Annotated in this window: 9 protein-coding genes and 2 pseudogenes; 6 read left to right on the forward strand and 5 right to left on the reverse strand. The window is 63.2% G+C overall.

What is annotated here, in order from left to right:
• Positions 1-14 precede the first annotated feature (14 nt).
• Complete coding sequence (locus E8E95_RS02705; RefSeq protein WP_280347933.1) at positions 15-1,091, reverse strand: DUF748 domain-containing protein; 1,077 nt, start codon at positions 1,089-1,091, stop codon at positions 15-17.
• Between the two features lie 130 nt (positions 1,092-1,221).
• On the opposite strand from E8E95_RS02705, the gene cysK reads away from it, so the two are divergent.
• Positions 1,222-2,196: a cysteine synthase A gene (gene cysK / locus E8E95_RS02710; protein ID WP_280347935.1), complete on the forward strand. Its 975-nt coding sequence runs from the start codon at positions 1,222-1,224 to the stop codon at positions 2,194-2,196.
• A 214-nt stretch (positions 2,197-2,410) separates the two neighbouring features.
• Here the strand turns inward: cysK and E8E95_RS02715 are convergent, their stop codons facing one another.
• Entirely contained in the window at positions 2,411-4,069 is a 1,659-nt protein-coding gene (locus tag E8E95_RS02715; RefSeq protein WP_280347938.1) for an MFS transporter, read from the reverse strand.
• A gap of 210 nt (positions 4,070-4,279) precedes the next feature.
• Between E8E95_RS02715 and E8E95_RS02720 the strand changes: the two genes are divergently transcribed.
• Entirely contained in the window at positions 4,280-5,365 is a 1,086-nt protein-coding gene (locus tag E8E95_RS02720; RefSeq protein ID WP_280347940.1) for a polyamine ABC transporter substrate-binding protein, read from the forward strand.
• A gap of 149 nt (positions 5,366-5,514) precedes the next feature.
• Here the strand turns inward: E8E95_RS02720 and E8E95_RS02725 are convergent, their stop codons facing one another.
• The 3 genes from E8E95_RS02725 to E8E95_RS02735 all read right to left on the reverse strand — a co-directional run bounded on the left by E8E95_RS02725 (position 5,515) and on the right by E8E95_RS02735 (position 9,225).
• Positions 5,515-6,423, reverse strand: a complete 909-nt coding sequence (locus E8E95_RS02725; RefSeq protein WP_280347942.1) for a DMT family transporter — start codon at positions 6,421-6,423, stop codon at positions 5,515-5,517.
• A gap of 225 nt (positions 6,424-6,648) precedes the next feature.
• Positions 6,649-7,380, reverse strand: a complete 732-nt coding sequence (locus E8E95_RS02730) for a TorF family putative porin (RefSeq protein WP_280347944.1) — start codon at positions 7,378-7,380, stop codon at positions 6,649-6,651.
• A gap of 102 nt (positions 7,381-7,482) precedes the next feature.
• Complete coding sequence (locus E8E95_RS02735) at positions 7,483-9,225, reverse strand: amidohydrolase (protein WP_280347946.1); 1,743 nt, start codon at positions 9,223-9,225, stop codon at positions 7,483-7,485.
• A gap of 105 nt (positions 9,226-9,330) precedes the next feature.
• On the opposite strand from E8E95_RS02735, the gene E8E95_RS02740 reads away from it, so the two are divergent.
• The 4 genes and pseudogenes from E8E95_RS02740 to E8E95_RS02750 all read left to right on the forward strand — a co-directional run.
• On the forward strand, positions 9,331-10,248 hold the full coding sequence (locus E8E95_RS02740; protein ID WP_280347948.1) for a LysR family transcriptional regulator: 918 nt from the start codon (positions 9,331-9,333) through the stop codon (positions 10,246-10,248).
• 860 nt (positions 10,249-11,108) lie between these two features.
• Entirely contained in the window at positions 11,109-11,411 is a 303-nt protein-coding gene (locus tag E8E95_RS30535) for a BPSL0761 family protein (RefSeq protein WP_306296686.1), read from the forward strand.
• 247 nt (positions 11,412-11,658) lie between these two features.
• Positions 11,659-11,817, forward strand: a pseudogene (locus E8E95_RS02745) (IS5/IS1182 family transposase); the annotation flags it as partial.
• 1 nt (position 11,818) lies between these two features.
• Positions 11,819-12,107: pseudogene (locus E8E95_RS02750) on the forward strand (methyl-accepting chemotaxis protein); the annotation flags it as partial.
• Between the last annotated feature and the right edge of the window lie 118 nt (positions 12,108-12,225).

Consider the following 12,225-nt stretch of genomic DNA (forward strand, 5'->3'; position numbering starts at 1 on the left):
ATCGTCATGGCGGGCTAGTCGTTGCGCTTGGGTGGGGCCAGCTCGAAGCGGGCGGTGAAGGCTTCGATGAAGGCGTTGCGCAGTATGCCCAGGAAGGCCTGGATGGCGCTGACGTCCTTGCGATGGATATTGCCGCGCAGTTCGACGCGTGTGGCGAACTGGTCGCGCTGCTGGTTCTTCAATACCGTTTCGCCGCCGCCCACCAGGGCTTCCCAGAGCGAGCGGAAAAAGCCCTTGTCGGTGTTTTCCACGTCCTGTTGCCAGTCGAACACATCGACGTTGTGCAGCAGCGGCTTCACATAACCGCTGAGCTGGCCGTTGTCGGCCCGTGCTTCGATAACGAGGTCGCCCGTGCCGGCCTTGAAGTCGAACTTGCCGTAGGCGCGGGCAAAGTCATTGAGCTTGGGCAAGTCGATCTTGCGGGCGCGCAGGCGCAACTCGAAATCATCGAAGTCCTTGAACGGATCGAAGGTCGCCTCGACTTCCAGCGGTGCGTTCCCCAGGACCTTCGCCTTGCCTTCCAGGCGCGCTACACGCTCGCCCTTGCTGTCGGTGACGTTGGTCAGGTTGTAGATGCTGGCATTCACCTCGGTGGTTTGGATGTCCACCTTGGGTCTGGAGTTGAAGTTGCGAAAGGAAATGCGGCCATTCACTACCCGCACTTCGTTGAGGGTGATGGGCAGCAGTTTGTCCAACTGGTCGCGCCAGTCGGTGCCGGCGCCGGTCTGGGATTCTTCCTTGTTTGCGCCGCCATCGACGAAGTTCAGCTCGGGCGCCTCGAAGACCACCTTGGCGACCACGGCGTGGTCATACCAGAGCGAGTGCCAGCTCACCGCCAGGTCGATGCCCGGCGCGTCCAGGAAGGGCACTGGAACCTTGCCACCCACCTTGACGATGGACAGGCCGTTGATGCGGTAGGCGCCGCGCCACCAGGCGAGGTCGACGTCGGCAATCTGGCCGTGGTACTCGCCCATGGAGGCGAGCCTGTCGTTGAGGTAGTTGCGGATCAGCACGGGCAGGGCGAGATGAATCACCAGCAGCAGGAGGACGGCCAGGGTCGCACCAAGGGTCAAGCTGAAGCGTCGTTTCATGGGGCTTGCGCCGCGGGGCCTGTTTTGCAGTGGACTGCGCCGGCGCGACATGAGTTCGGCTGGACTGACATGGCCGGTGGGCATACGCTCCCCAGCTTTCAATCGACCCCAATCACTAGGGACAGGATCAATGAGCCGTATCTACGCAGATAACTCGCAAGCCATCGGCAACACCCCGCTGGTTCGCATCAACCACCTGGGGCCGCGAGGCGTGACCATTCTCGCGAAGATCGAGGGACGCAACCCCGCGTACTCGGTGAAGTGCCGCATTGGCGCCAGCATGATCTGGGATGCGGAAGCGTCGGGTCGGCTGAAGCCCGGCATGACCCTGGTGGAGCCCACTTCCGGCAACACCGGTATCGGCCTGGCCTTCGTCGCCGCCGCGCGTGGCTACAAGCTGATCCTCACCATGCCGTCGTCCATGAGCTTGGAGCGCCGCAAAGTGCTGAAGGCCCTGGGCGCGGAACTTGTGCTGACCGAACCGGCCAAGGGCATGAAGGGCGCGATCGAAAAGGCCAGCGAACTGGCGAACGCCAACCCGGAGCAGTACCTGCTGCTGCAACAGTTCGAGAACCCGGCCAACCCGGCCATCCACGAGAAGACCACCGGCCCGGAAATCTGGAATGCCACCGAGGGTGCCGTGGACGTGCTGGTGGCAGGCGTGGGTACCGGCGGCACCATCACCGGCGTGTCGCGCTACATCAAGCAGACCTGCGGCAAGCCGATCCTGTCCGTGGCCGTGGAGCCGGTGAATTCTCCGGTCATCAGCCAGACCCTGGCTGGCGAGGAGGTGAAGCCGAGTCCGCACAAGATCCAGGGCATCGGTGCCGGATTCGTGCCGAAGAACCTCGACCTGACCATGGTCGACCGCGTCGAGCAGTGCACCGACGACGATGCCAAGGCCGTGGCCCTGCGCCTGATGCGCGAGGAAGGCATCCTGTGCGGTATTTCTTCCGGCGCGGCCATGGCGGTGGCCGCGCGCCTGGCGGAGCGTCCGGAAATGCAGGGCAAGACCATCGTGGTGATCCTGCCTGACTCGGGCGAGCGCTATCTCTCCAGCATGCTGTTCGACGGCCTGTTCACCGAACAGGAACTGCAACAGTAGGTTGGTCCGAGCCCCGCGAGGCCCAACGTTCAAGTGGTGGGCCTCGCACTGTTGGGCTTCGCTGCGCTCAGCCACAACCTACGTGAGCTCCCGTTCGACGGCTTGTTCACCGCTCCGGTAGGTTGGTCCGAGCTCCGCGAGGCCCAACGTTCAGGTGGTGGGTCTCGCACTGTTGGGCTTCGCTGCGCTCTGACGGAACGCCGCCCGCCACAACCTACGGCTGAATGGGTTCGTAGCTCCCCGATTCATAGCTCACCCCGTGACGCACGCGGGGTGGGCCGTCGCCTTCGTGCAGCATGGTCAGGTTGTCGATGATTGCCTTGTCGGCGATGGTCAGGCGATCGAGCATCCGCAGGTGCTGCAGCCAGTTCTCCACCACCATGGTTTCCTGCCAGAGCTCCGGCTCGCTGGCATCGCGATAGAGCGCCCAGCGTTCGGCCCCGTTGCGCAGGCGCAGGCGGCGAAGCGGGCGACTGGCGCGGACGAAGTCGCGGGTGCGCTCCTGGGGAATGCGGTACTCGATCGTCACCAGCACCGAGCCCCGGTCCGGGTCGAAGGCGAAGCTCGGCTGGCCGGGCTGCGGACTGTCGGCATGGGCGATGCTCGAGGCGTCCAGTTCCGGCAGGCGACGCGGGTAGAGCAGGAAGGCGCAGGCGATCATCAGGCAGCCGGCGCTGAACAGCGCGCCCTTTACGCCCATGCTTTCCGCCAGGTGGCCCCAGAGGTACGAGCCCAGCGCCAGGCCGCCATAGATCGCGGTCTGGTACAGCGCCAGGGCACGCGCCTTGACCCAATCCGGCACCAGAATCTGCACCGCCGAGTTGTAGCTGGCCACCGCCGCGATCCAGCAGATGCCGCCCACCAGCAGGGAAGGGAAGATCACCCAGAGGCTGTCCAGTGAACCCAGCGCCAGCATCACCACGCCGAATACCAGGCCGGCGAGGCTGATCAGCTTGCTGGTGCCAATCAGCAGGCGTCCTCGATTGACCAGCAGGCTGCCGCTGATGGCGCCCAGTCCCAGCGCGCCGAGCATGTAGCCATACACTGCGGCGTCGCCATCCGGATTGCGGTGCGCCAAAAGTGGCAACAGTGCCCAGACCGCACTGGCGGAAATGCCGAACGAGAACGAGCGCAGCATCACCAGGCGGGTGACGCTGGAGTACTGGGTGAAGCGCAAGGCCGCCACCACACCCTGCATCAGGCCTTCGGGCGGCAGGGCGCGGGCGGGGATGTCGCGGCGCCACTGCCAGATCGCACCGATCAGCGCCAGGTAGCACAGGCAGTTGAACAGGAACACCCAGGCCGGACCCACGGCGCTGAGCATCAGCCCGCCCAGGGCAGGACCGGCGGCGCGGGCGACGTTGTAGTTGACGCTGTTGAGCAGCACCGCGTTGCCCAGCATCTCGCCCGGCACCTGTTCGCTCACGGCCGCCTGCCAGGCGGGGATGGTGATGGCGCCGCCAATGCTGATCCAGAGGATGGAGACGATCAGCAGGATCGGGTCCAGGTAGCCGAGGAAAGCGATGGCGCTGAGGAAGATGGCACCGCTCATCTCGAAGCAGAGTCCGGCGAGCATGATCTTGCGCCGGTCATGGTTGTCCGCCAGCACGCCCGAGAGGATCGACATCAGCACCAGGGGCAAAGCCGAGGCGACCTGGATCATCGCCACCTGCAAGGGGTTGGCCTGGGCCTCGGTGACGACCCAGGCGGCGGCCACCGATTGCGCCCAGGTGCCCAGGTTGGCGAACAGGTTGGCAATCCAGATGATGCGGAATGCGGCGATTGTGAAAGGGCTGAACAGGCCCTTGCGTGAAGAGGCTTCAGGTTCGGTGTCGAGGGGGAGATCGTTCTTTGGCGAGACGGACTGGAGCATGGCGGCCATCCTTGCGGTGCGCGGCCCCGGGCAGGCGGGCCGGTCAAGGCAGAAGTGTAGACGCCGCCCGTGGCCCGGTTTTGCGCTGGATCAGGCTTCCTCGCGGGCACGCTGGGACTTGCCGCGCATTGTCACTGGCGGCGCTGATGGAGAAGCTGGAAGCCCCGCACGACGGGGTCTCGATCCACAAGCAGCCAGGACATAAAGACAATGACAGGTTCCTTCGCGCCCCTCCTTCTGACGCTGGCCATGTCCGCCGCCGCCCAGGCGGCCGATACGGTGAAGATCTACAACTGGAGCGAGTACATCGCCCCGGACACCGTCGCCAACTTCAGCAAGGAATCCGGCATCCAGGCCAGCTACGACGTCTACGACAGCAACGAGACCCTCGACGGCAAACTGATGACCGGCCAATCCGGCTACGACGTGGTGGTACCGTCCAACCACTTCATGGCCAAGCAGATCCAGGCCGGTGCGCTGAAGAAGCTGGACAAGAGCCAGCTGCCCAACTGGAAGAACCTCAACCCGGTGTTGCTCAAGGCGCTGGAAGTGAACGACCCGGGCAACCAGTACGGCTTCCCCTACCTCTGGGGCAGCACGGGCATCGGCTACAACGTCGACAAGGTCAAGGCCGTCCTGGGCGAAAACGCCCCGGTAGGTTCCTGGGACCTGTTCTTCAAGCCGGAGAACATGGAGAAGCTCGCCAAGTGCGGCGTCGCCGTGCTCGACAATGGTCCGGAGCTGCTGCCCATCACCCTCAACTACCTGGGCCTGCCGCACCACAGCCAGAAGCCCGAGGATTACAAGACGGCGCAAGCCGAGCTGATGAAGGTGCGTCCGTACATCACCTACTTCCATTCCTCGAAGTACGTCAGCGACCTGGCCAACGGCGATATCTGCGTGGCGGTCGGCTTCTCCGGCGACATCCTCCAGGCCGCCACCCGCGCCAAGGAAGCCAACAACGGTGTGAACATCCAGTACTCGACGCCGAAGGAAGGTTCGCCCATGTGGTTCGACATGGTCGCCATGCCCGCCGATGCGCCCGATGAGGCGGCTGGCTATGCGTTCCTCAACTACCTGTTGCGCCCGGACGTGATGGCCGGCATCAGCAACTCGGTGCATTACGCCAACGGCAACGCCGCGGCCGATTCGCTGGTGGAGGCTGAAATCAAGTCCGACCCGGCCATCTACCCGCCGGCCGACGTGATGAAGAACCTCTTCGCCCTGGAGTCCATGCCGCCGAAGATCGACCGCGTGCGCACCCGTGTGTGGAGTGCGGTCAAGACTGGGCGTTGATCACGTGCGCACCTGAAAGCGCCTTGTGGGGGCGAATTCATTCGCAAAGCAGGCCGTAGGTCTGCCCTTGGAGCTGCCAAGGGGGCTGCTGCGCAGCCCATAGCGAATGAATTCGCCCCCACAGGTTTATGGAAGATTTCTGTTGGACCTTAACCCGCCGATTTCACCGCAGCCGGCACCGCCGCCGGCTTGAGCACCAGCCACAGCGCCAGGGCGATCAGCACGCCGCCTTGCAGGTGCGCCATCGACACCGACTCATCGAGTAGCAGCACGCCCCAGAACACGCCGAACGGCGGGATCAGGAAGGTCACGGTCATGGTTTTCACCGGACCGACGTTGGCAATCAGGCGGAAGTAGAGGATGTACGCGAACGAGGTGCAGATGAATCCCAGGGCGGCCAGAGCCAGCCAGGTGCCCGGTTGCATGAGCGGCGCCAGTGGCATGCTCGGAGCATCCCAAGCAAACACCGGCACCAGGCAGAGGGTGGCGCCGATCTGGCAACCGAGGGCCACCATCCCGCTGTCCATGCCGCCGGCCTCGGTGATCCAGCGCTTGGTCATGAAGCCGGCGAAGCCGTAGCAGGTGGTCGCCACCAGGCAGGCCGCCGCACCCCAGAGCAGTTGGGCATCGAAGGCGACGGGACCAGTGCGTGTCAGCACCGCCACGCCGGCCAGGCCCATCAGTACGCCAAGGGCCTTGCTGCCGGTGAGTTTCTCGCTGAAGAACAACGCCCCGATCAGTACGCCCATCAGCGGCGTCGTCGCATTGAAGATGGCCGAGTAGCCGGCCGGCAGCACCTTGGCCGCGAGGGCATACATGGCCGCCGGAACTCCGGAGCTGACAATGCCGATCACCAGGGTCTTGCCCAGCTTGCCGCGAAAGTCCCAGTTGCTGCGCAGCACCGCGAGAATCACGGCCAGACCGATGGCTGACAGCAGCACCCGCAGGAAGGCCGTCGGCAGTGCGCCGATTTCCGGCACCAGCATGCGGATGAACAGAAAGCTGGCGCCCCAGATGGCGGCGAGGCTCAGCAGGCGGACGAGATCGGCGGGTTTCATGACGGGCTCCGGGCAGTGGAGCCGGCACGATGCGCCGCCCCAGGAGGCGGCGCAATCTACAACTTGCTTTCAAATTGGCGGAACAGTTTTCCGGTGCAGGGCAGGGGATTTTGTTTCTGTGGGGGCGAATTCATTCGCTGAGGGACGCGCAGCGGCCCCTACCAGACTACGGCAGGTCTTCGACCTGCATCGCGAATGAATTCGCCCCCACAACAGCAACAGCTATCAGAAACTCTTGCTCGCACTGGCCACCCAGGTCGCGGTGCAGACGTCGGTGAACCCGTAGTTGCTGGCGCATTCGGCCTCAGAGAGGTCTGTGTCGACGTAGGAGAGGCCCCAGGTGACACCGAGGAAGTCGCGGGTCAGTTTGGCTTCCCACTCGTGGTAGCTGTCGGTGCTGTCGCCATTGGTGGACCAGAACATCGGGTCCTTGAAGTCCATTCGCCCGTAGCGCAGCTCCAGACCGACCTCCAGGGGCAGGCGGGTCTCGTAGCCGACATAGCTGTAGAGGGCATCCTGGTCCTCGCCGAACACGGTCGACGCGTCATTGGAGTAGTAGGCGGCGAGCTTGAAGCCGTAGGCACCGAGGATGGCGTAGACCTCGCTCTGGTTGAACTGGCTTTCCTTCGGGTAGCTGTACTTGATGTAGCCGAGGTCCAGGTTCACCTCATCCGTGGCCTGCCAGTACCAGCCGGCGTAGTAGTCGACTTCCTGGCGGGTCTTCAGGCCGAAGCCGTAGTCCACGTTGGAGGTCCAGGCTCCGACGTAGAGGCCGCTGGAGTGAATCAGTGTGGCGCCGGCCTGGGCGGCCGGGTCGTTCTGGGTCTGGGAAATGCCACGGGTGCGGTAGTCGCTGAGGACGGCCAGGTCGAATTGCACGGAAAAGTCGTCATTCAGTTGCACGGCCTGGCAGGCGAGCGGGGCCAGGGTGAGGGCGAGGAGCGTGATGCGGCGCATGGTGTTTCCCGTTGTTGTGATTGTTATGGCAGATGCGGGCAAGGCTCCGCCCGGCCCCTGCCTTGGGGCGGGAGCAGAGCGGGGAGCGGGTGGTGCTTGTTGTCAGAGAGCGGCGTCGAAGACTTCGCGGCCGCCGAAGTAGGTCTTGAGGACGCGGGTTTCGGCCAGGTCCTTGTCGGCGACGCTGAGCACGTCACGGTCGAGGATGATGAAGTCGGCCTGCTTGCCGGGGGCAAGGGAGCCGATCCGCTGTTCCAGGCCGATGGTGCGGGCGGCGTTGAGGGTATAGGCCTGGAGCATTGTTTCGCGGTCGATGCGCTCGTCGGCGTTGAGTACGCCCTTGGGCCCTTCGCGGGTCACCGCCTGGTAGATGGCCTGCCAGGGGTTGGGCGACGAAACCGGCCAGTCGCTGGCGCCGGCAATGGTCGCACCCTGCTGTAGGAGCGAGTGGGCCGGGTACTGGTAGCGGAAGGCGAAGGCGCTGACGTAGGGCTTCACCATGTCCAGGGTGTAATCGTCGCCCGAGGCCCACAGCAGTTGCATCGAGGCAATCACGTTCAGCGGCTTGAAGCGCGCGAACTCCTTGGGGTTGACCAGTTGCAGGTGGGTAATCGAGTGGGTGACTCCGCTCTGGCGGTCCTTGCGCGCCTGCTCGATGCCGTTGAGGGATTCGCGCACCGCACGGTCACCAATGGCATGGATATGCACCAGCCAGCCACGGGCATCGGCGGCGCTGACCAGCTTGCCGAAGTGCGCCGGGTCGATCAGCAGCTCACCTTTCTTTTGCGAGTTGTTGTACGGGTCGATCAACGCGGCGCTCTGGGCCGGGTATTCCAGCACACCGTCGGCGAAGACCTTGATGCCGGGCAGGGTGAGGTTGGGAATGCCCTGGAACTGCTGGCGCACCTTGTCGAGGGTATCGAGGTCGGCGGGCTGGCTCTTCGGATACGCCACCAGCAGGGCGGCGACGTGGGCGCTCAGTTCGCCCTTGTCGGCCAGCGCCTTGTACACCGGCAATATGCCCACGGTTTTCTCCGTGGGCTTGAGCGCGAACAGCGGCTCGCCCGGCGCGGCGTTGGCGGCAGGGTCCATCCAGGCAGTAATGCCCTGGCTGTTGTTGTACTTCACTGCGGTTTCGCCCGCGCGCAGGAGTTCTTCGGGACTGGCGGCAGGCATGGCGGCGACGATGCGGTCCCAGCCGGCGTCCACGGCGAAGCCGTTGGGCTTGCCGTCCTTGCTGGTGCCCAGGGTGCCGCGCTCGGCTTCCGGCAGGGAGGCGACCAGCTTGGCATCGATGCCAGCGCGATCCAGCATGGCCTGGTTGGCCCAGCCGGTATGATGGTCGCTGCCGCTGAACACCACCGGCACCTTTGCCCATTCGCCGTTGTTGAAGATCCGGCGCAGTTCCTCCGCGCGGCTCCAATAGGCCGAGCTCATGCCTGCGATGTTCAGCACGTCGCCATGGCGGGCGCTGCCATCGTCACGCCAGGTGCGCAGGCGTTTCTCCAGTTCAGCCGATTCCACCACCTCGTCTTCCATGTTGGCGGAGGTCATCTCCAGTCCACCGAAAATGGCGTGGGAATGGGTATCCACCAACCCCGGGAGCAGACGCTTGCCTGCCAGGTCGATGACCTGGGTGGACGCGTCGGCCAGGGCCTTGATCTCGGCATCGCTGCCCACCTTCAGCACCTTGCCGTCCGCCACCGCCATGGCCTGCGCGGAAGGCCGGGAGGGATCGGCGGTGTAGAGCTTGCCATTGAGCAGCACCAGGTCGGCGGCTGCCATGGACTCCATCGAGGAAAAAGCCAGCGCCAGTGCCAGCACCGTGGGCTTGAAGCCTTTCATGGGTGAACCTCTTGTTTTTATTGATCTGGCAGCGAGACTAGCGGCTGGAGCGGGCTGGCAGAACGCTCGAAATGCTCAAAACCTTTTTTCCTGAATGGAAAAACCATGGACAAGTTCGGTGCCATCACCATGTTCGTCGCCACGGCGGAGTTCGGCAGTTTCAGCCGTGCCGCCGAGCAGCTCGGCAAGACCCCCTCAGCCCTGACCAAGGCCGTCAGCCACCTCGAAGAAGAACTCGGCGTGCGGCTGTTCGAGCGCAGCACCCGGCGCACGGTGCTGACAGAAGCCGGGCGGATCTACCTGGAAACCGCGCGCCAGGTGCTCCAGCGCCTGCATGAAGTAGGCGAGGAAGTGGGCCAGTTGCAGCACGGTCTTTACGGCAATCTGCGGCTGACCGCGCCGTTGGCGTTCGGCCGGGCCTTTCTCGATGACGTGTGTGTGGGTTTCCTCGCCGAGTACCCGCAGATTCGCCTGCGAGTGGACCTTTCCGACGCCTTCGTCGACCTGGTGGAAAGCGGCTACGATCTGGCACTGCGTGAAGGCCGTGGCGACCTGCCAGGGTTGATCGCCAAGGTCGTCGGCAGTAATCGCCTGGCCCTCTGCGCCAGCCCTGCGTATTTGGCACGCAACACCTTGCCGGTCACTCCGGAGACCCTCGACCAGCACGACTGGTTGCTCTACCGCCACGCAGCACTGAGCCGGACCTACTGGTGGGTGGAAAAGAACGGCCAGCGCCTCAGCCTCCAGCAGCCCGCCGCCCCGCGCCTTGAAAGCGACAACTACGACTTGCTGCTGGCCAACGCGCTGGCCGGTGCGGGCCTGTTCCATGTCCCGCTGTGGAGTGGTGCTCCGTACTTCGCCGACGGCCGCCTGGTGCGGTTGATGGCCGACTACGAAATCGACCCGGACGCCTTCGGCCCGCAGATCCTCGCGGTCTACCCCAGCCATCGCCGCGCCACCGGCAAGGTGCTGGCGTTCATCGATTACCTGGCCGGTTTTCTTGCGGAGCGCGGGCTGGCGTGAAGGATCGTTTCGTTGTGGGAAATGCCCTTGTGGGGCACAACGTTGTGGGGGCGAATTCATTCGCTAAGCAGTCCGCAGGACTGCCCTTGTGGCTACCAATGGGGCTGCTGCGCAGCCCTTAGCGAATGAATTCGCCCCCACAGTGGATTGCGCGGCGCTAGAAACGCTTGCTCACGCTCGCCACCCGGTCCTTATCGGCGAAGTCAATCCCTAGACACGCGTGTGTGATCGAAATCCTTGGGAAGATTCTGTAACCAAATCCCAGGAGATAAAGCTTATCCACGGCTTGTGATGCAGCATGCTTGATGCACGATAAACCGACCACCGCAGGGTAGGGATAACCTGATCAGCCTCAGCTAGCGACGTCCCGAGAGAGAGGTGTCAACATTAGCGTATGCGGCAAGGACGGGATCAACCGTTGGATATACCTGCGTTCAACAGTTACTTACTCATATCATTAGGCAGCCACTGCTTAGGATTGAAATCGGCGAGTACCTGCAGTCAGCGAGCGATGCCGATGAGGCAGACCAGCGTTTATGGACCTCCGCTTTTGCCCGTGCGTCCCCAAAGGAGGCTGCAAACTTTGCACTGCGGCTCACGAATGGGAGCCGCTTTGACTCCAGCCTGTTGGTGCATCTAGCTCAAATGCTTCCTGCTGACTCGCCGGAAGTTCAAATGACGCTTTCTCCGTATGAGAAGGATCGCTGGTCACCTTGGGTAGAAAGTGTGGTGAGCCTCAGTTAGGATGACCTCCGACCATAACCCCCACGCCTCGGGCGAGTTTCATCCCGTACTGCGCACCAGGGGGTTTCTTTTTGCCCAGAGCAAGCAAATCCTCGAGGGGAGATCGTTGCATGACTATGCCTCATGAACGAACCCGCGCTGTTATCCAGACACACGAGTTCCTGAAGCGGTTAGAGTGTGATTCGACGATCAGCGAAGAGGTACGCAGGACGGCCGTCCAATTGCTGCGGCACTACCCAACTCGAGGTGAGGTGCTTTTACAGGGCATGTTCGAAGAAGCACTGCCGGTGAGGTTCCGCATTTCCCCCTTCTTTAGTTCGACGCTGGCTTACCAGCCCTCTAGGTCTCTACCTGATCATCGAATGTGGCGCAGGTGGTGCCGTAATTTGGCAATTCTCCTGCTAGGTCGCCCTAGATAAATGCGCACGCTTCAACGCCGTCTGCAAGAAACAAGCACCAGTTTCCGCCGCGAACTGAACCTCGTACGCCACGAACTCTTCCTGTTGATGGCTTCTTCTGGCGAAGCAACCGAGAGTAGTGGAGTTTAGGACATGCCTATATGCCGACGAGCCGGTGCTCTCGGAAGCTGACCCTTCCATCCTAGGCTCACGAGTTAAGCTTCTTCACATTCTTCACATTCTTCACATCCTTCGCGCTAAGCACGTTGATGCGCGCTCGATGATGACGCGCGGCACCGGCCTGGTTGTCTACAACGTCCAGGCCGCCGTCGACACCAAACATCACCTGATTGTGACGCACGAGGTCATCAACGACTGCGTCGACCGCGACCAACTGAGTGCCATGGCCAAGCAGGCGCGGGACGCGATCCTTGGTCGACGTACAGAACCAACACGAGGAAGCTGAGCTACACAAATCGCAGGTGAGTCAGCACCAGGTGCTTCATGACAGCCTGAGAAGGTTGGGGGAGATCGTGAGTTCCATCCAGGGGATCGCCACGCAGACTAACCTGCTGGCATTGAATGCCGACATTGAGGCTGCACGAGCCGGAGAGAGTGGCCGGGGCTTTGCCGTTGGCTGATGAAGTCCGTCCCTTGGCCATTCGCACCACCGACGCCACTCGCCAAGCGAAGTCGATGATGGGGCTCTGCGGCTAAGAAGTGTGTTCGTCCTGCATACCGACCCGGAAATTACCAGCCTGAGGGCAAGGCCTTGGGGCTGATTCTTACTTGGCCGGTTTCTGCCGGTGCTCACGGGCAGCTACGGGCTGAAAGG

This window comes from Pseudomonas sp. BN414 (genome assembly GCF_029871275.1).
Taxonomy (GTDB): Bacteria; Pseudomonadota; Gammaproteobacteria; order Pseudomonadales; family Pseudomonadaceae; genus Metapseudomonas; species Metapseudomonas resinovorans_C.

Bases quoted from the DNA above. Each gene is read 5' to 3' on its own strand.
- E8E95_RS02705 (WP_280347933.1), bottom strand. From the start codon at position 1,091: ATGAAACGACGCTTCAGCTTGACCCTTGGTGCGACCCTGGCCGTCCTC.
- E8E95_RS02715 (WP_280347938.1), bottom strand. From the start codon at position 4,069: ATGCTCCAGTCCGTCTCGCCAAAGAACGATCTCCCCCTCGACACCGAA.
- cysK (WP_280347935.1), top strand. From the start codon at position 1,222: ATGAGCCGTATCTACGCAGATAACTCGCAAGCCATCGGCAACACCCCG.
- E8E95_RS02725 (WP_280347942.1), bottom strand. From the start codon at position 6,423: ATGAAACCCGCCGATCTCGTCCGCCTGCTGAGCCTCGCCGCCATCTGG.
- E8E95_RS02730 (WP_280347944.1), bottom strand. From the start codon at position 7,380: ATGCGCCGCATCACGCTCCTCGCCCTCACCCTGGCCCCGCTCGCCTGC.
- E8E95_RS02735 (WP_280347946.1), bottom strand. From the start codon at position 9,225: ATGAAAGGCTTCAAGCCCACGGTGCTGGCACTGGCGCTGGCTTTTTCC.
- E8E95_RS30535 (WP_306296686.1), top strand. From the start codon at position 11,109: ATGCCTCATGAACGAACCCGCGCTGTTATCCAGACACACGAGTTCCTG.
- E8E95_RS02740 (WP_280347948.1), top strand. From the start codon at position 9,331: ATGGACAAGTTCGGTGCCATCACCATGTTCGTCGCCACGGCGGAGTTC.
- E8E95_RS02720 (WP_280347940.1), top strand. From the start codon at position 4,280: ATGACAGGTTCCTTCGCGCCCCTCCTTCTGACGCTGGCCATGTCCGCC.